The sequence below is a fragment of the Nonomuraea jabiensis genome (assembly GCF_014204795.1).
In the GTDB taxonomy this organism is placed as follows: Bacteria; Actinomycetota; Actinomycetes; order Streptosporangiales; family Streptosporangiaceae; genus Nonomuraea; species Nonomuraea jabiensis.
Genome location: NZ_JACHMB010000001.1, coordinates 1,040,262 through 1,060,739, shown reverse-complemented (window position 1 = coordinate 1,060,739; position 20,478 = coordinate 1,040,262). Strand labels below are relative to the sequence as shown.

The 20,478-nt window shown below is 74.9% G+C and carries 2 protein-coding genes; both read left to right on the top strand.

Annotation, left to right across the window (positions count from 1 at the left end; all coding sequences use genetic code 11):
* Nucleotides 1–20 precede the first annotated feature (20 nt).
* Nucleotides 21–10,901: a type I polyketide synthase gene (locus HD596_RS61335; protein ID WP_185068003.1), complete on the top strand. Its 10,881-nt coding sequence runs from the start codon at nt 21–23 to the stop codon at nt 10,899–10,901.
* Nucleotides 10,902–10,935: 34 nt separating this feature from the next.
* Nucleotides 10,936–20,457: a type I polyketide synthase gene (locus tag HD596_RS04390; protein ID WP_185068002.1), complete on the top strand. Its 9,522-nt coding sequence runs from the start codon at nt 10,936–10,938 to the stop codon at nt 20,455–20,457.
* Nucleotides 20,458–20,478: the final 21 nt, after the last annotated feature.

Here is a 20,478-nt window from a genome sequence, read left to right as displayed (position 1 = left end):
GCTCAGAAGGGCTACGTTCGATGGCAAACGAAGACAAGCTCCGGGGCTACCTGAAGCGGGTCACGGCCGACCTGCACCAAACCAGGCAGCAACTGCGGGAGATCCAGGGCCGGGAGCACGAGCCGATCGCGATCGTCGGCATGGCCTGCCGCTACCCGGGCGGGGTCACCTCGCCCGAGGAGCTGTGGCGGCTCGTCGCCGACGGCGTCGACGCGATCTCCGAGTTCCCCACCGACCGCGGCTGGGACGAGAACCTCTACCACCCCGACCCGGACAATCCGGGTACGACCACGGCCCGTACGGGCGGCTTCGTCTACGACGCGGCCGACTTCGACGCCGGCTTCTTCGCGATCTCGCCACGTGAGGCGTTCGGGACCGACCCGCAGCAGCGGATGTTCCTGGAGTCGTGCTGGGAGGCGTTCGAGCGGGCCGGCATCGACGCGAACTCCGTGCGCGGCAGCCGTACCGGCGTCTACGCCGGCGTCATGTACCACGACTACTTCCGCGCCGAGGCGCTCGGCAGCGTGGTCTCCGGCCGCGTGGCGTACGCGCTCGGCCTGGAGGGCCCGGCGATCTCGGTCGACACGGCCTGCTCGTCGTCGCTGGTGGCGCTGCACCTGGCGGCGCAGGCGCTGCGGCGCGGCGAGTGCTCGCTGGCGCTGGCCGGCGGCGTGACGGTGATGGCGACCCCGAACACCTTCATCGAGTTCTCCCAGCAACGTGGCCTGTCGTCCGACGGCCGCTGCAAGTCCTTCGCCGACGCGGCGAACGGCACCGGCTGGAGCGAGGGCGTGGGGGTGCTGCTCCTCGAACGCCTGTCGGACGCCCGGGAGAACGGGCACCACGTCCTCGCGGTCATCCGCGGCAGCGCGGTCAACCAGGACGGCGCCAGCAACGGGCTGTCCGCGCCGAACGGCCCCTCCCAGATCCGGGTGATCAGGGAGGCGCTGGCCGACGCGGGCCTGTCGCCCTCGCAGGTGGACGCGGTGGAGGGACACGGCACCGGCACCACCCTGGGCGACCCGATCGAGGCCCAGGCGCTCATCACCGCGTACGGGCAGGACCGGGACCAGCCGCTCTTGCTGGGCTCGCTGAAGTCGAACATCGGCCACGCCCAGGCCGCCGCCGGCGCCGGCGGCGTGATCAAGATGGTGATGGCGCTGCGCAACGGCCTGCTGCCGCGCACCCTGCACGTGGACGAGCCGTCCACGCACGTGGACTGGTCGGCCGGCGCCGTCGAGCTGCTCACCGAGCCCCGGCCGTGGGAGCCCGGCGAGGCGCCCCGCCGCGCCGCCGTCTCGGCCTTCGGCTTCAGCGGCACCAACGCCCACCTGATCCTCGAAGAGGCGCCCGCCGAGCAGGACGACACCGCCGAGCAGGCCGGGCTGAACCTGCCGCTGGTGCCCTGGGCGGTCTCCGCCAGGGACGCGCAGGCGCTGGCCGCGCAGGCCGACCGGCTCGGCACGTGGGCGGCCGCGCGGCCGGACCTGCGCGCCGAGGACGTCGGCTGGTCGCTCGCGACCGGCCGGGCGGCGCTGGACCAGCGCGCCGTGATCGTGGGGGAGACCCGGGACGAGCTCCTGGCCGGTCTCCGGTCGCTCGCCGACGGCGCCGCCGCCGTCACGGGCTCCGGGGCGGGAGGCAGGATCGCCTTCCTGTTCGCCGGCCAGGGCAGCCAGCGGGTGGGCATGGGCGCCGCGCTCGCCCAGGCGTTCCCGGTCTTCGCCGCCGCCCTCGAAGACGTCTGCAAGGTCCTGGACCCGCTGCTGCCGCACCCCATCAGGGACGTCATGTTCACCGACCCCGACGGGGTGCTGGACGAGACGGGCATGACCCAGCCCGCCCTGTTCGCCTTCGAGGTCGCCCTGTACCGGCTGCTGACCTCGCTGGGCATCGAGGCCGACGTGCTCGCCGGGCACTCGGTCGGCGAGCTCGCCGCCGCCCACGTCGCGGGGGTGCTCTCGCTCGGCGACGCCTGCACGCTGGTCGCCGCGCGGGCCCGGCTGATGCAGGCGCTGCCGGCCGGCGGCGCCATGCTCGCCGTCGCCGCCCCGGAGGAGCAGGTCCTCCCGCTGCTGGCGGGCCGCGCGGACCGGGCCGGGATCGCCGCGGTCAACGCGCCGGACGCGGTCGTCGTCTCCGGCGCCGCCGGCGACATCGACGAGATCGCGCAGGCACTCGAGGCGCGGCAGGTACGCACCCGCCGGCTGCGCGTCTCCCACGCGTTCCACTCGCCGCTCGTCGAGCCCATGCTGGAGGAGTTCCGGCAGGTCGCGGAGTCCCTGACGTACGGCGAGCCCGCCATCCCGATCATCTCCGACGTGACCGGGCAGAAGGCGGAGCCCGGCCGGCTCGCCGACCCCGGCTACTGGGTGGACCACGTCCGCCGGGCGGTGCGCTTCGCCGACGCCGTCACCACCGCCAGGGCCGGCGGCGCCACCGTGTTCGTGGAGATCGGCCCGGACGCCGTCCTGACCAGCCTGGCCAGGCAGACGCTCGACGGCGACGACGCCGCGTTCCTCGTCAGCGCCACCCGCAAGGACCGCGACGAGGCCCGCGCCTTCGTGGAGGCCGTCGGCCACCTGCACTGCCGGGGCGTCGCCGTCGACTGGGACGCGTACTTCGCCGACGCCGTCCCCCAGCGGGTCGACCTGCCCACGTACGCCTTCCAGCGCAAGCGCTTCTGGTTCATGCCCGGCGCCGCGCCGGCCGAGCAGGCGCCCGACGGCTCCGTCGACCCCGAGTTCTGGGCCGCGGTCGAACGCGAGGACGTCGCCGCGCTGGCCGCCACCCTCGGCATCGAGGACGGCTCCCCGCTGGCCGCCATCCTGCCGGCGCTGTCGTCCTGGCGGCGAAGGCGGCGCGACCAGGACGTGCTCGACTCCTGGCGGTACCGCGTCACCTGGACGCCCGTCGGCGCGCCCGGCGGGAAGCCGCCCGCGCTGTCGGGCACCTGGCGCGTCGCCGTCCCGGCGGAGCGGGCCGGCGGCGACGCGGCGGCCTCCGTCGCCGGGGTGCTCGAACGGCACGGAGCCCGGTGCGAGCTCCTGGAGGTCACCGGCGACGCCGGGAGAGACGACCTCGCCGCGCTGCTGGGCGGGGACGAGGCGCCGGCCGGCGTGCTCGCCCTCCACTGCGACCTGGCCCGGACGGTCACGCTCATCCAGGCCATGGACGACGCCGGCGTGGCGGCGCCGCTCTGGATCGCCACCGACGGCGCCGAGAGCGTCAGCCGCGCCGACCCGGTCCGCGACCCGGAGCAGGCCGCGGTCTCCGGACTCGGCCGGGTCCTCGGCCTGGAGCACCCCGCCCGCTGGGGCGGCCTCGTCGACCTGCCGGAGACGCTCGACCAGCGCGTCCTGAGCCGCCTGGTCACCGTGCTCGCCGGGATCGGCGAAGAGGACCAGCTCGCCGTCCGCGCCTCGGGCATCTTCGCCCGCCGCCTGTCCAGGGCGCCCAGGGCGCGGACCGACTCGGCCGGGCGCTGGCGGGCGCGCGGGACCGTACTGGTCACCGGCGGCACCGGCGGCCTGGGCGCGAACGTCGCGCGGTGGCTGGCCCGCGACGGCGCCGAGCACCTCGTGCTCACCAGCCGGCGCGGCGCCGACGCCCCCGGCGCCGCCGCGCTCGTGGCCGAACTCCAGGAGCTCGGCGCGCGGGTGACGGTGTCCAAGTGCGACGTGGCCGACCGCGACGCGCTCGCGGCCCTGGTCCGCGAGATCGAGGCCGACGCCCCCGTCCGGTCGGTCTTCCACACCGCGGGCGTGCCCCACATGCAGCCCCTCACCCGGCTCGGACGCGACGAACTGGCCGAGGCCACCCAAGCCAAGATCGTCGGAGCCGCCAACCTGGACGCGGCCTTCGACGGACCGCTCGACGCGTTCGTGCTGCTCTCCTCCGGCGCCGGCGTCTGGGGCGGCGCCCTGAACGGCGCGTACGCCGCCGGCAACGCCTACCTCGACGCGCTGGCCGCGCACCGCCGCGCCCGCGGCCTCGCCGCCACGGCCGTCGCCTGGGGCTTCTGGGACGCCGCGGGCGGCGGCATGACCACGCTCCTCGACGAGGAGGACGCCCGCAGGACCGGCGTCCGCTACATGGACGCCGGCCTGGCCATCGACGCCCTGCGGCAGGCCCTGGACGACGGCGAGACCAACCTGGTCGTCGCCGACGTCGACTGGGAACGGTTCTTCCCCGTCTTCACCACCGCCCGGCGGCGTCCCCTCCTCGACGGCGTCCCCGAGGCCGTGGCGGCGCTCCAGAAGGAGACGGAAGCCGACTCCGAGTCCTCGGAGCTGCGCGCGAAGCTGCTCCCGCTGAGCGCGGACGAGCAGGACCGGCTGCTGGTCGCGCGGGTGCGCGAGCAGGTGGCCGCCGTGCTCGGGTACGCCCCCGGCGAGGTGGACGTGGACCGGGCCTTCCGGGACCTCGGCTTCGACTCGGTCACCGCGGTCGAGCTGCGCGGCAGGCTCAACGCCGCGCTGGGCGTGCGGCTCCCGGCGACCGTGGTCTTCGACTACCCGAACGTCAAGGCGCTCGCGAGCCTGGTCCGCGACGAGGTCCTGGGCACCCGGGCGGAGGCCGGTCCCACCGGCGAGAGCCGCGGGCCGGTCTCCGACGACCCGATCGTGATCGTCGGGATGAGCTGCCGGATGCCCGGCGGCGTGACGAACGCCGACGACCTCTGGCGGCTGGTCGCCGAGGGCGGGGACGCGATCTCGCCCCTCCCGGACGACCGCGGCTGGGACGTCGAAGGGATCTACGACCCGGACCCCGAGGCCCAGCTCGCCTCGTACGTACGGGACGGCGGTTTCCTGCGCGACGCGGCCGAGTTCGACCCGGAGTTCTTCGGCATCAGCCCGCGCGAGGCCCTGGCCATGGACCCGCAGCAGCGGGTCCTGCTGGAAGCCTCGTGGGAGGCGATCGAGCACGGGCGGATCGACCCCGGCTCGCTGCGCGGCACCCGTACCGGCGTCTTCGTCGGCGCGGCCTATGAGGAGTACGGCCGCCACTCCGACCAGGTCCCGCTGGAATCCGTGGGCCACCTGGTCACCGGCACGCTGAGCAGCATCGCGTCCGGCCGGGTCGCGTACGCGCTGGGGCTCGAAGGGCCCGCGGTGACGGTGGACACGGCGTGCTCGTCGTCGCTGGTGGCGCTGCACCTGGCGGCGCAGGCGCTGCGGAACGGCGACTGTGACCTGGCGCTGGCCGGCGGCGTCACGGTGATGTGCACCCCGCTCGGGTTCATCGGCTTCAGCCTGCAGGGCGCGCTCGCCCGCGACGGCAGGTGCAAGCCCTTCGCCGGCGCGGCGGACGGGTTCGCCCTGTCGGAGGGCGTCGGCATGCTGCTGGTTGAGCGGCTGTCGGACGCCCGCCGCAACGGCCACCCGGTACTGGCGGTCGTCAAGGGCTCGGCGATCAACCAGGACGGCGCCAGCAACGGGCTGACCGCGCCGAACGGCCCTTCCCAGCAGCGGGTGATCCGCCAGGCGCTGGCCACCGCCGGGCTGTCGGGCGCCGAGGTGGACGTGGTCGAGGCGCACGGGACCGGCACGACGCTGGGCGACCCGATCGAGGCCCAGGCGCTGATCGCCACCTATGGCCAGGACCGGGAGCGGCCGCTCTGGCTCGGCTCCGTCAAGTCGAACATCGGCCACACCCAGGCCGCCGCCGGCGTCGCCGGGGTCATCAAGATGGTGATGGCCATGCGGCACGGCGTGCTGCCGCGAACCCTGCACGTGGACGAGCCGTCACCGCACGTGGACTGGTCGGCCGGGGCCGTCGAGCTGCTGACCGAGGCCCGGCCGTGGGACGTCCAGGATCATCCGCGCCGCGCCGCCGTCTCCTCCTTCGGCATCAGCGGCACCAACGCCCACGTGATCATCGAGCAGGTGCCGGGCACGGACGAGGAGCCCGAGCCCGTTGACGAGCCGCCGGTGGTGCCGTGGGTGCTGTCGGCGCGTAGCGCGGAGGCGCTGCGGGCTCAGGCGGGCCGGTTGGCCGATGCGGTGGCCGGGGCACGGCCGGTGGATGTGGCGCACTCGCTGGTGGCTTCGCGGTCGGCGTTCGATCACCGTGCGGTGGTGATCGGCGGGGATCGGGAGGAACTGCTGGCCGGCCTGGATGAGGGCGCGGTGCGGGGTGTGGCCGAGCCATGCGGCAAGACGGTGTTCGTCTTCCCGGGTCAGGGGTCGCAGTGGCTCGGGATGGGGGTGGAACTGCTGGATGAGTCGCCGGTGTTCGCGGCGCGGATGGCGGAGTGTGAGGCGGCGCTGTCGGAGTTCGTGGACTGGTCGCTTACAGGCGTGCTGCGCGATCAAGCGGGTCTGGACCGGGTTGATGTGGTGCAGCCGGTGCTGTGGGCGGTGATGGTGTCGCTGGCCGAGGTGTGGCGCTCGCTCGGGGTGGTCCCGGCTGCGGTGGTGGGCCATTCCCAGGGTGAGATCGCCGCTGCGGTGGTGGCGGGCGCGTTGTCGCTTCGGGATGGTGCCCGGGTGGTGGCGTTGCGGAGTCAGGCGATCGTGGCGCTGGCCGGTCAGGGCGGCATGGCGTCGATCCCGCTGCCCGCCTCGGAGGTGGCGGTAGACGACCGGATTTCGATCGCGGCGGTGAACGGGCCTTCCTCGACGGTGGTGTCAGGTGATGCGGATGCCATTGAGGAGTTCCTGGCTCGGTATGAACGGGCGCGGCGGATCGAGGTGGATTACGCCTCGCATTCGGCTCATGTGGAGGCGATCGAGGAGGAGCTGGCGAGACTGCTGGCCCCGGTGACCCCGCAGGCAGGCGAGGTGCCGTGGTACTCGACGGTCCGGCAGTGCTGGCTGAGCGGGGCCGAGGTGGATGCCGCGTACTGGTATGAGAACCTGCGGCACACGGTGTGGTTGGAGCCGTCGGTGCGGGCGCTGGCCGAGCAGGGTCACGGCGTGTTCGTTGAGGTCAGTGCTCATCCGGTGTTGACGATGGCGGTGCAGGAGACCGTTGAGGACGTGGTGGCGTGTGGCACGCTGCGCCGCGACGACGGCGGCCTGCGCAGGTTGTGGACCAGCGCCGCCGAGCTGTGGGTACGCGGCGTGAACGTCGATTGGGCCCAGGCCCTGGAGCCCGCCGCTCCCCGGATGGTCGACCTGCCCACCTACGCCTTCCAACACCAGCACTTCTGGCTCGAGGAGCGCACCACGGGCGCCGGTGACGTCGGAGCCGCCGGGCTCGGCGCGGCCGGGCACCCCCTCCTCGCCGCGTCGGTCTCGCTGGCCGACGCCGACGGCGTGCTGCTGACCGGCAGGCTCTCGCTGAAGACCCACCCGTGGCTGGCCGACCACCAGGTCAACGGCCAGGTGCTGCTGCCGGGCACCGCGTTCGTGGAGCTGGCCGTCAGGGCCGGCGACGAGGTCGGCTGCGACCTGCTCGAAGAGCTGACCCTGCAGGCCCCGCTCATCGTGCCCGAGCGCGGCGCGGTCCAGCTCCAGCTGGCCGTCGGCGCCCCCTACGAGGACGGGCGGCGGCAGCTCACCGTCCACACCCGGCCCGACGGCGGGGCCGCCGGCGACCCGTGGACCTGCCACGCCATCGGCGTGCTCGCGCCGGAGGCCGCCGCGCCGCCCGCCCAGGAGGCGGCCACCTGGCCGCCCGAGGGCGCGCAGCCGCTCCCGACGGCCGGCCTGTACGACTGGCTCGGCGCGGTCGGCCTGGGCTACGGACCCACGTTCCAGGGCCTGAAGGCGGCCTGGCGGCGCGACGAGGAGCTGTTCGCCGAGGTGGCGCTGCCGGAAGGGACCGAGACCGGCGGGTTCGGGCTGCACCCGGCGCTGCTCGACGCCGCGCTGCACAGCGTCGCGCTGAACGCGGCCACCGCCGAGGACGGGCCGCGGATGCCGTTCGCCTGGACCGGCGTGCGGCTGCACGCGACCGGGGCGACCTCGATCCGCGTCCGGCTCACCCCCCGAGGCACCGACGACGTGACGCTCGCCGTCACCGACACCACCGGCGTGCCCGTCGCGCACGTGGACTCGCTGATCCTGCGCCCGCTGCCCGCCGACCTCGGCGCCGAGCAGCGCGCCCCCGGAGAGGACTCGCTCTACACGCTCGAATGGGCGCCGGTGCCCGCCGGCGAGCCAGCGGGCGAGCAGCGATGGGCGGTCATCGGCGACCCGTCCGAGCTGGCGGCCGCCGGGATCGACGCGGCCGGCCACGCCGGCCTGGCCGAACTCGTGGCCACCGGATCGGTGCCCGAATGGGTGGTCGTCCCGCTGGACGGCGAACCGGGGCCCGAGCTGGCCGTGGCGGTCGCCGACCGGACCTGCCAGGTGCTGGAGCTGCTGCAGACCTGGCTGGCCGAGGAGGGCTTCCCCGCCTCCCGGCTCGTCCTGCTCACCCGCGGCGCGGTCGCGACCACGGCGGAGGAGGAGGTGCCGGACCTGGCCAACGCCGGGGTCTGGGGCCTGGTCAGGTCCGCGCAGTCGGAGAGCCCCGAACGGATCGTCGTCCTCGACCTCGACCGTGACGCCGACTCCTGCCGGGCGCTGCCCGCCGCGCTCGCGACCGGCGAGGCGCAGCTCGCGATCAGGAAGGGGACGGCGTACGCGCCCCGCCTGGCCCGGCCCGGAGCCGGCGGCGCGCTGACCCCGCCGGCCGGGGCCGCGAACTGGCGGCTGGACGTCACCACCCGCGGCACGCTCGACGACCTCGCGCTGCTCCCCACCCCGTCGGCGGCGCTCGCCCCCGGCCAGGTCCGCATCGGCACCAAGGCCATGGGCCTGAACTTCCGCGATGTGCTGATCGCCCTGGACATGTATCCGGGCGACGCGCCGATGGGCGGCGAGGGCGCCGGCGTCGTCATCGAGGTGGCCGACGACGTCACCACGCTCGCGCCCGGCGACCGGGTGATGGGCATCGTCGACGGCTTCGCCCGGGAGGCGGTCACCGACCACCGGCTGCTCGCCCGCATCCCGGACGGCTGGACGTTCGCCCAGGCGGCGTCCGTGCCGATCGCGTTCGTCACCGCCTACCACGCCCTGGTCGACCTGGCCGGGCTCCAGGCAGGCGAGAGGCTGCTCGTGCACGCCGCCGCGGGCGGCGTGGGCATGGCCGCCGTGCAGCTCGCCCACCACCTGGGCGCCGAGGTCTACGGCACCGCCAGCGAGAGCAAATGGGACGCGGTACGCGAGCTGGGCGTCCCCGCCGAGCGCATCGCCTCGTCCCGGACGCTGGAGTTCGCGCAGACCTTCGCACCGGGTGTGGACGTCGTGCTCAACTCCCTCGCGGGCGAGTTCGTGGACGCCTCGCTGGGCCTGCTGCGGCCGGGCGGGCGCTTCATCGAGATGGGCAAGACGGACGTACGGGACCCGGCCGAGCTGCCCTCGGTCCGCTACCAGAACTTCGACCTGACCCTGCTCGGCCCGGCACGCACCGGCGAGATCCTGGCCGAGATCGCCGCCCTGTTCGCGCGGGGCGCGCTGCGGCTCCCGCCGATCAGCACGTGGGACGTCCGCCGCGCCCCGGACGCGTTCCGGTACGTCGCCCAGGCCCGCCACATCGGAAAGGTCGTGCTGACCGCGCCGCCCGCCCTCGACCCCGAGGGCACCGTGCTCGTCACCGGCGGCACCGGCGCGCTCGGCGCCCTCGCCGCCAGGCGCCTGGTCACCGAGCACGGCGTGCGGCACCTGGTCCTGGCCGGCCGGCGCGGCCCCGCCGCCGACGGCGCGGCGGCGCTGGAGGCGGAGCTGACCGGGCTCGGCGCCAGCGTGACGGTCGCCGCCTGCGACGCCGCCGACCGCGACGCCCTCGCCGCGCTGCTCGCGAGCATCCCCGCCGAGCACCCGCTGACCGGGATCGTCAGCACGGCGGGCGTGCTCGACGACGGGATGATCTCCTCGCTCACGCCGGAGCGCGTCGAGGCCGTCATGCGTCCGAAGGTGACCGCGGCGGCCAACCTGCACGAGCTGACCGCCGATCTCGACCTGGCGCAGTTCATCCTGTACTCGGGCGCCGCGGGCATCCTCGGCAGCCCCGGCCAGGGCAACTACGCCGCGGCGAACACGTTCCTGGACGCGCTCGCCCAGCACCGCCGGGCCCGCGGGCTGGCGGCGACCTCCCTGGCCTGGGGCCTGTGGTCGCCGCAGAGCGGCAGCGGCATGACCGGCCACCTGGACGAGGCCGACCTGAGCAGGCTGAGCCGGTCCGGCATGGGCGCGCTCGGCCTCGACGAGGGGCTCGACCTGTTCGACCGGGCGCTGAGCGTGGACGAGGCGGCGCTCGTGCCGATCCACCTGGATCTCGCCACGCTGCGCGCGGGCGCGGCCAAGGGGTTCGGCCACCCGCTCTTCCGCGGCCTGGTACGCATCTCCACGCGCCGCGTGCTGGCGGCGGAGACGCCCCTGGGCGAGTCGCTCACCGACCGGCTGGCCGCCCTGCCGGAGGCGGAGCGGGCTCCGATGCTCCTCGACCTGGTACGCGGCCACGTCGCCGCCGTGCTCGGCTTCGCCGGACCGGAGTCCGTCGAACCGGGACGGGCGTTCAAGGACCTCGGCTTCGACTCGCTGACCGCCGTGGAGCTGCGCAACCGGCTCAAGGCGGTCTCGGGACTGCGGCTGCCGGTCTCCCTGATCTTCGACTACCCCAACGCCGCCGCGCTGGCCGCGCACCTGCTGGAGGAGCTGGCGCCACCCGCGCACAGCGCCGAACAGCAGGTCCTGGCCGAGCTCGACCGGATCGAGGCCAGGCTGGCCGTCATGGCGGCCGAATGCGCCACCGCCGGGGACATCACCGCCCGGCTCGAACAGCTGGTCTTCGCCTGGAAGGAACGGCACCAGGCGAGCGCCACCGTCGACGACGTGGCCGGCCAGCTCAGCTCGGCCACGGCCGACGAGATCATCAGTTTCATCGACAGCGAGTTCGGACTCTCCTGAGCAGGCGTCACCGAAGGCTAGGAAGGCAGCACACATGGCGACAGAAGAGCAGCTCGTCGAATACCTCAAGCGCGTGACGACCGAGCTCCACGACAGCAAGAAACGACTCCAGGCGGCCGAGGACAAGGACCACGAGCCCATCGCCATCATCGGCATCGGCTGCCGCTACCCCGGCGACATCGCCGGTCCCGAGGACCTGTGGCGGGTCGTGTCCGGCCGTACCGACGCCATCTCCGGGATGCCGGACGACCGCGGCTGGGACCTGGAGTCGATGTACAACCCGGATCCCGACGCGGTCGGCACCTCTTACGTCCGGGACGGCGGCTTCATGCGGGACGCCACCGCCTTCGACGCCGCGTTCTTCGGCGTCTCGCCGCGCGAGGCCGTGGCCATGGACCCGCAGCAGCGGCTGCTGCTCGAAACCTCGTGGGAGGCGATCGAGCGGGCCGGCATCGACCCGGCCGCGCTGCGCGGCAGCCGGACCGGCGTGTTCGTGGGCGCCAACAGCCCCGAATTCCTCACGATGATGATGCAGGCGCCGCCGGAGCTGCAGGGCTACCTGATGACCGGCGTCGCCACGAGCGTGGTGTCGGGCCGCGTCTCCTACACCCTGGGCCTGGAGGGGCCGGCCGTCACGATCGACACGGCCTGCTCCTCGTCCCTGGTGGCGCTGCACCTCGCGGTGCGGGCGCTGCGCAACGGGGACTGCTCGCTGGCGCTGGCCGGGGCCGTGACCGTCCTGTCCACGCCAGGCACCTTCATCGGCTTCAGCCGGGTACGCGGGCTGGCCAGGGACGGCCGCTCCAAGGCGTTCTCCGCCGAGGCGGACGGCATGGGGCTCTCCGAGGGCGTCGGCATCCTCCTGGTCGAGCGGCTGTCGGACGCCCGCCGCAACGGCCACCCGGTGCTGGCGGTCATCCGTGGCTCGGCGGTCAACCAGGACGGCGCCAGCAACGGCCTGACCGCACCGAACGGCCCCTCCCAGCAGCGGGTGATCCGCCAGGCGCTCGCCGACGCCAGACTCTCGCCCGTCCAGGTCGACGCGGTCGAGGCGCACGGCACCGGAACCCCGCTGGGTGACCCGATCGAGGCCCAGGCGTTGATCGCGACCTACGGCCAGGAGCGGGACCGGCCGGTGTGGCTGGGGTCGATCAAGTCGAACATCGGCCACACGCAGGCCGCCGCCGGCGCGGCGGGCGTGATCAAGATGGTCATGGCCATGCGCAACGGCGTCCTGCCCGCGACGCTGCACGCCGAGGAGCGCTCGCCGCACATCGACTGGTCGGCGGGCGCGGTGGAGCTGCTCACCGAGGCCCGCCCCTGGCCCGCGGGCGGCGAGCCGCGCCGGGCCGGCGTGTCGTCGTTCGGCATGAGCGGCACGAACGCGCACGTGGTGCTGGAGGAGGCACCCCCCGAGCTTCCGGCGGAGCCCGGCGGGGAGCTGCCCGCCGTGCCGTGGACGCTCTCGGCCCGGACGGGCGAGGCGCTGCGGCGGCAGGCCGAGCGGCTGGCCTCGTGGACCCGGTCGCATCCCGAGCAGAGCGCGGTGGACGTCGGCTGGTCGTTGCTCGGCCGCTCGGCATTCGACCACCGGGCGGTGGTGATCGGCGCGGACCGGGAGGAACTGCTGGCCGGTCTGCACGAGGGCGCGGTGCGGGGCGTGGCGGGGCCGCTTGGCAAGACGGTGTTCGTCTTCCCGGGTCAGGGGTCGCAGTGGCTCGGGATGGGGGTGGAGCTGCTGGATGAGTCGCCGGTGTTCGCGGCGCGGATGGCGGAGTGTGAGGCGGCGCTGTCGGAGTTCGTGGACTGGTCGCTTACAGGCGTGCTGCGCGATCAAGCGGGTCTGGACCGGGTTGATGTGGTGCAGCCGGTGCTGTGGGCGGTGATGGTGTCGCTGGCCGAGGTGTGGCGCTCGCTCGGAGTGGCACCGGCTGCGGTGGTCGGTCATTCCCAGGGTGAGATCGCCGCTGCGGTGGTGGCGGGCGCTCTGTCTCTTCGGGATGGCGCCCGGGTGGTGGCGTTGCGGAGCCAGGCGATCGTGGCGCTGGCCGGTCAGGGCGGCATGGCGTCGATCCCGGTACCGGCTTCAGACGTGCAAGTGGATGATCGGATCTCCATCGCGGCGGTGAACGGGCCTTCCTCGACGGTGGTGTCAGGCGATGCGGATGCCATTGAGGAGTTCCTGGCTCGGTATGAACGGGCGCGGCGGATCGAGGTGGACTATGCCTCGCATTCGGCTCATGTGGAGGCGATCGAGGACGAGCTGGCGAGACTGCTCGCCCCGGTGACCCCGCAGGCAGGCGAGGTGCCGTGGTACTCAACCGTGCGGCAGTGCTGGCTGAGCGGGGCCGAGGTGGATGCCGCGTACTGGTACGAGAACCTGCGGCACACGGTGTGGTTGGAGCCGTCGGTGCGGGCGCTGGCCGAGCAGGGTCACGGCGTGTTCGTTGAGGTCAGTGCTCATCCGGTGTTGACGATGGCGGTGCAGGAGACCGTCGAGGACGTGGTGGCGTGTGGCACGCTGCGCCGCGACGACGGCGGCCTGCGCAGGTTGTGGACCAGCGCCGCCGAGCTGTGGGTGCGGGGCGCGGAGATCGACTGGGCCGGTGTGTACGAGCCCGCCCGCCCGAACCGGGTCGAACTACCCACCTACGCCTTCGAGCGCGAGCCGTACTGGCCGAAGACCGTCCAGTCCAACGGCGACCTCACCCAGGTCGGCATGGGCCCCGCCGGGCACCCGCTGCTGGCGGCGGCGGTGTCGCTCGCGGACGGTGAGGGCGTGCTGCTGACCGGCAGGCTCTCGCTGAAGACCCACCCGTGGCTGGCCGACCACCAGGTCAACGGCCAGGTGCTGCTGCCCGGCACCGCGTTCGTGGAGCTGGCCGTCAGGGCAGGCGACGAGGCGGGCTGCGACCTGCTCGAAGAGCTGACCCTGCAGGCCCCGCTGGTCCTGCCCGAGCGCGGCGGCGTCCAGGTGCAGGTGGCCGTGGGGGCGCCCGACGAGGACGGCCGGCGGGCGCTGGCCATTCACGCCCGGCTCGACGACGAGCCCTGGACCAGGCACGCCACCGGCTTCCTCGCCAAGGACACCGGCGCCGCGGCGTTCGGCGAGCCCTCGTGGCCGCCTGCGGGCGCGACCGCCGTCAGCGCCGACGACGTCTACGAACTGCTCGCGGGCATCGGCGTCGGCTACGGCGCGGCCTTCCGCGGCCTGCGGGCCGTCTGGCGGCGGGATCGGGAGCTGTTCGCCGAGGTCGCGCTGCCCGAGGAGGCCGCCGCGGACCTGGCCGGATTCGGGCTGCACCCGGCGCTGCTCGACGCGGCCATCCAGCCGCTCGCGGTGGGCGACTTCTTCCCCGCCCAGGACGGCGCCGGGCCCGTCCTGCCCTTCGCCTGGACCGGCGTGCGGCTGGCCGCCACCGGCGCGGCCACCTTACGGGTCCGGCTGGCGCCCGCGGGAGCGAACGCGGTCCGCATCGAGGTGGCCGACGCCACCGGCGCGCCCGTCGCCTCCGTGGACTCGCTGGTCGTGCGCGCGATGGCCGCCGCCGACCTCAAGGCCGCCGCGGACCCGCTGCGGGACGCGCTGTTCGCCCTCGACTGGGTGCCCGCGCCGCCCGCCCCCGCGCGGGACGGCCTCCGATACGCGCTCGCCGGCGGCGACGCCACCCGGCTCGGCCTGCCGGTGGACGCCCTCGACCCGGACGGCCCCGTGCCGGACCTGGCGATCCTGGCCTGCACCCCGTACGCGGGCGACGACCCGGCCGCCGGCGCCCGCGCCGCGACCGGTGAGGTGCTGGCCGCCGCCCAGTCCTGGCTCGACCAGGAGCGGTACGCCGACGTGCCCCTGGTCGTCCTCACCCGGGGAGCCACCGGCGACGACCTGCCGGGCGCCGCCGTATGGGGGCTGATCCGCTCGGCCCAGTCGGAGAACCCCGGCCGGTTCGTCCTCCTCGACGTCGACGGCACGGACGCGTCCTGGCAGGCGGTTCCCGCCGCCCTCGCCTCGGGCGAACCCCAGCTCGCGCTGGTCGAAGGCGAGATCCTGGTCCCGCGGCTGGCCCGGCACCGCGCCGCGGAGCCCGCCGGCCACGGCACGTGGGCCCCCGACGGGACCGTGCTGATCACCGGCGGCACCGGGACCCTGGGCGGGATCGTCGCCCGCCACCTGGTGAGCGAGCACGGGGTCCGGCGGCTGGTGCTGATCAGCCGGCGCGGCCCCGACGCCGACGGTGCCGCCGACCTGATGGCCGAGCTGACCGGGCTGGGCGCGGACGTGACCGTCACCGCCTGCGACGCCGCCGACCGGCAGGCGCTGGCGGACGTGCTGGCCGCCATCCCGGACGAGCACCCGCTCACCGGCGTCGTCCACACGGCCGGCGCGCTGGACGACGGCGTCCTGGCCGCGCTGACGCCCGAGCGGATCGACCACGTGCTGCGGGCCAAGGCCGACGCCGTGCTGAACCTGCACGAGCTGACCAAGGACCTGCCGCTGACCGCGTTCGTGCTCTTCTCGTCGGCCGCCGGCGTCTTCGGCGGCCCCGGCCAGGGCAATTACGCGGCCGCCAACGCGTTCGTGGACGCTCTCGCGCAGTGGCGCGGGCGGCTCGGCCTGCCCGCCCTGTCCCTGGCCTGGGGCCTGTGGGAGCAGGACAGCGGGCTGACCGGCACCCTCAGCGAGGCGGACCGGGCGCGGCTGGCCCGCACCGGGGTCGCGCCGCTGTCCACCGCCGACGGGCTCGCGCTGCTGGACGCGGCCTGCGCCGCCGACCGCGCGGCGCTGGTGCCGATCCGGCTGGAGTTCGCCGCGCTGCGGATGGCGGCCCAGTTCGGGGCGCTGCCCACGATCCTGCAGGAGCTCGTCCCCACCTCCAGGCGGCGGGTGGTGGGCGACGACCCGGCCGCCGCGTCGGAGCTGCGCGAGCGCCTGGCCCGCATGCCCGCCGCCGAGCACGCCAGGGTGCTGCTCGACCTGGTGCTCGGCCAGGTGGCGACCGTGCTCGGCTACCGCGACGCCGGCGCCGTGGAGCAGGACCGCCCGTTCAACGAGGCCGGCTTCGACTCGCTGACCGCCGTCGAGTTCCGCAACCGGATGAACGCGGCCACCGGGCTGCGGCTGCCCGCCACGCTGATCTTCGACTACCCGACGCCCGTCCAGCTGGTCCGGTATCTGCGGGAGCGCCTGCTCGACGGGCCCCAGACGGCAGCCTCCGCCACGGCCAGGGCCGGTGAGGAGGAGCCGATCGTCATCGTCGGCATGAGCTGCCGGCTCCCCGGCGGCGTCACCAACCCCGACGAGCTGTGGAACCTGGTGGCCGAGGGCGGCGACGCGATGTCGATGTTCCCCTCCGACCGCAACTGGAACCTGGACGAGCTCTACCACCCGGACCCCGAGCACCCCGGCACCACGTACGCCCGCGAGGGCGGCTTCGTCTACGACGCCACCGCGTTCGACCCGGCGTTCTTCAGCATCTCGCCCAGGGAGGCCGTGGCCATGGACCCCCAGCAGCGCCTGCTGCTGGAAAGCTCGTGGGAGGCGCTGGAGCACGCCGGCATCGACCCGGCCGGGCTGCGCGGCAGCAAGACCGGCGTGTACGTCGGCCTCATGTACCACGACTACGGGATGCACCTGCAGCAACCCGCGAGCGACCTGGAGGGCCTGGTCGGCACCGGCATCTCGGCCGGCGTCGCCTCCGGGCGGGTGTCGTACACCTTCGGGTTCGAGGGCCCGTCGGTCACGCTCGACACGGCCTGCTCGTCCTCGCTGGTGGCGCTGCACATGGCGATCCAGGCGCTGCGGCGCGGCGAGTGCTCGCTCGCCCTGGCCGGCGGCGTCACCGTACTGTCCACCCCCTCCGTGTTCGTCGACTTCAGCCGCCAGCGCGGGCTGGCCGCCAACGGCCGCTGCAAGTCGTTCGCCGCGGCCGCCGACGGCACCGGCTGGGCGGAAGGCGTGGGCATGCTGCTCGTCGAGCGGCTCTCCGACGCCCGCCGCAACGGCCACCCCATCCTGGCCGTCGTGCGCGGCAGCGCGATCAACCAGGACGGCGCCAGCTACGGGCTCACCGCACCCAACGGCCCCTCCCAGCAGCGGCTCATCGAGCAGACGCTGGCCGACGCGGGGCTGCGCGCCGCCGACGTCGACGCCGTCGAGGGCCACGGCACCGGCACCACCCTCGGCGACCCGATCGAGGCGCAGGCCATCGTCGCCACCTACGGCCAGGACCGGCCACAGGACCGGCCGCTCTACATGGGCTCGGTGAAGTCGAACCTCGGCCACACCCAGGCCGCGGCCGGAGTGGCGGGCGTCATCAAGATGGTGATGGCCATGCGGCACGGCGTGCTGCCGAAGACCCTGCACGTGGACGAGCCGACGACGCACGTCGCGTGGGACGCCGGCGCCGTCAGGCTGCTCACCGAGGCCACCCCGTGGCCGGAGACCGGCAGGCCGCGCCGCGCGGGCGTCTCGTCCTTCGGCATCAGCGGCACCAACGCGCACGTCATCGTGGAGCAGGTCCCGGAGGAGCCCGCCGCGCCGCCGGCGGAGGCCGGGCGGCCGGTGATCCCCTGGGTGCTGTCGGCCAAGACGCCGGACGCGCTCAAGGCCCAGGCCCGCCGGCTGCGCGAGCACCTGGCGGCCCGGCCCGGCCGGCCGGCCGCGGACCTGGCCTGGTCGCTCGCCACCACGCGCTCCTCGTTCAAGCGGCGGATGGTCGTCCTGGGCACCACTCCTGGCGAGCTCGCCGCCGGGCTGGAGTCCGCGATCGAGGGGACCGCGGCGGACAACGTGATCACCGGATCGGCGGCCCGCGGCCGGACGGCGTACCTCTTCACCGGCCAGGGCAGCCAGCGCCCGGCCATGGGGGAGGAGCTGTACGCGGCCTACCCCGAGTACGCCGAAGCCTTCGACGCGGTCTGCACCAGGTTCGACCGGCACCTCGATAGGCCGCTGCGCGAGGTCATCGCCGGCGACCCCGACCTGCTCAAGCAGACGCGGTACACGCAGGCGGCGCTGTTCGCCGTCGAGGTCGCCCTGTTCCGGGTCCTGGAGGCGTGGGGCGTGCGGCCCGACTACCTGGCCGGCCACTCCATCGGCGAGATCGCCGCCGCGCACGTCGCCGGCGTGCTGTCGCTGGACGACGCGGTCACGCTCGTCGCCGCCAGGGGCAGGCTCATGCAGGCGCTGCCGCCCGGCGGCGCGATGGTCTCGGTGCGCGGCGCCACCGAGGAGGAGGTGCTGCCGCTGCTCGCCGGGTACGAGGAGCGCGTCGGCATCGCCTCGCTCAACGGACCGGCGTCCCTGGTCCTGTCCGGCGACGAGACGAGCGTGCTGGAGCTGGCCGAACGGCTGGCCCGGCGCGGCTGCAAGACCAAGCGGCTGGCCGTCAGCCACGCGTTCCACTCGCCGCTGATGGAGCCCGCGCTGGAGGAGTTCGCCAGCGTGGCGCGGGAGCTGGCCTTCCAGCCGCCCACCATCCCCGTCGTCTCCAACGTCACCGGCGAGCTCGCCACCGCCGACGAGCTGACCTCGCCCGAGTACTGGGCCCGCCACCTGCGGCAGGCCGTGCGCTTCTGCGACGGCGTGCGGACCCTGCGGGACCAGGGCGTGTCCACGTTCCTGGAGCTCGGCCCGGACGCCGTGCTGTCGGCCATGGTCGAGGACTGCCTGGACGGCTGGAGCGGCGTCGCCGCGCCGGTGCTGCGCCGCGACCGGGACGAGGCCACCACGCTGGTCGAGGCCCTGGCCCGGGCGCACGCGAACGGCGTCGGCGTCGACTGGGGTGCGGTGATCGGCACGGGCTCGCCCGTACCGCTGCCGACCTATCCCTTCCAGCGGCAGCGCTACTGGCCGGAGCCGCCCCGGCACGAGGAGGCGGCAGGGCCCGACCAGGAGTTGTGGGACGCCGTCGCCCGAGGTGACGGCGACGGCCTGCTCGCGCTGCTCGGCCTGCCGGGTGGGGCGACGCTCGACGAGCTGCTGCCCGCGCTGGCCAGGCTGCGCGGCCAGGACGGCGCCGACCACGCGGACGTGCGTTACCAGCTCGGCTGGCACCCCCTGACGGACCTGCCGGCACCCGCGCTCCGCGGCACCTGGCTGGTGGTCACGCCTGATGGCGCCCCGGATGAGACGCCGGCCGGAGTCGCACCGGGCCAGGCGCTGACGGCCGCTACCGCACCGGGCCAGACGCTAACGGCCGGTACCGCGCCGGGCCAGACGCCGGGTCAGGCGCTGGCGGCCGGGCTCGCGGCGCACGGCGCGGACACCGTGCGGCTGTCCGCGATGCCGGACTCCGACGGCGGCGTGGCGGGCGTCGTGTGCCTGCTGCCGGAAGGCGCCACCGCACCGGCGCTCCCGGCGGGATCGGCGCCGGTCTGGTTCCTCACGCAAGGGGCGATCCAGGTGACGCCGTCCGACCCGCTGGCCGGGCCGCAGGCCGCCCGCGCCTGGGGCGACCTGCGGGCCGCGGCCAGTCGGGGGCACGGCGCGCCGATCGACGTGCGGACCCGGCTGGGCGAGCAGGCCGGTCAGGGGCGCGGCGGGCTGATCGACCTGCCGGACCGGCTGGACGTGCAGGTCATGCGCCGGCTGTGCGGGGTGCTGTCCGGGCTGACCGGCGAGCACGAGGTGGCGGTGCGCTCCGGCGGGGCCTTCGCCCGCAGGCTGCGCCCGGCACCGCCGCGCGGCGCCCCCTCCGGCCGCGAATGGCGTCCCGGCGGCACGGTCCTGGTGGCGGGCCCGCTCGACGAGACCGCCGCCGAGCTGGCCAGATGGGCGGCGCGCAACGGCGCGGACGAGGTCGTCCTGACCCAGCCGCACGCCGAGCTGGAACGCGAGCCGGGCGTGGTCGTCCGGGCCGTCGGCGGGCGGCTGCCGGCCGGCCGGGTGACCGCCGTCGTCTGCACGACCGCCGAGGCGGCGTACGCGCTCGACAAGCCCGCCCGCGCCGCGGACGTGCCCGTCTTCGTCATGCTGGCCCCGGCGCACGCCGCCTGGGGCGGGGACGGCGCCGGCACGTACGAGTACTTCACCGCGCTCGCCGACGAGCGGCTCGCGTCCGGGCAGCCCGTGCTGGCCGTCGCGGCGGGCCTCGAGGAGCCCGCGGACGCGGTCTCCGCCGTCCGCCAGGCCCTGCGCCAGGGGGACAGGGCGCTCGTCGTCGCCGACCCGGACTGGGCCGCGCTCGCCGCGGCCGGGCCCGCCCGGCTGCTGGAGGAGATCCCGCAGGCGGCGGCCCGGCAGGACGGGCCGGACGGCGTCGTGGACGGCATCGCCGCCTTCCGCCGCCTGCTGTCCGACAGCCCGGCCGACGAGCACCACGGCATCCTGCTCGACGTGGTACGCGGCCAGGCCGCCGCGATCCTGCAGCTGCCGCTGCCCGACGCGGTGGAGCGGGACGCGGAGTTCTTCGAGCTGGGCTTCTCCTCGATGGCCGCGGTGGAGCTGCGCAACCGGCTCGTCGAGCTGACCGGCATCGAGGTGGCGGCCGACGCGATCTACGACTACCCGACCCCCGCCGAGCTGGCCGAGCACCTGCTCGCGGAGGCCGTGAGCTGAGCTCGCGGCCATTCCCCGTGA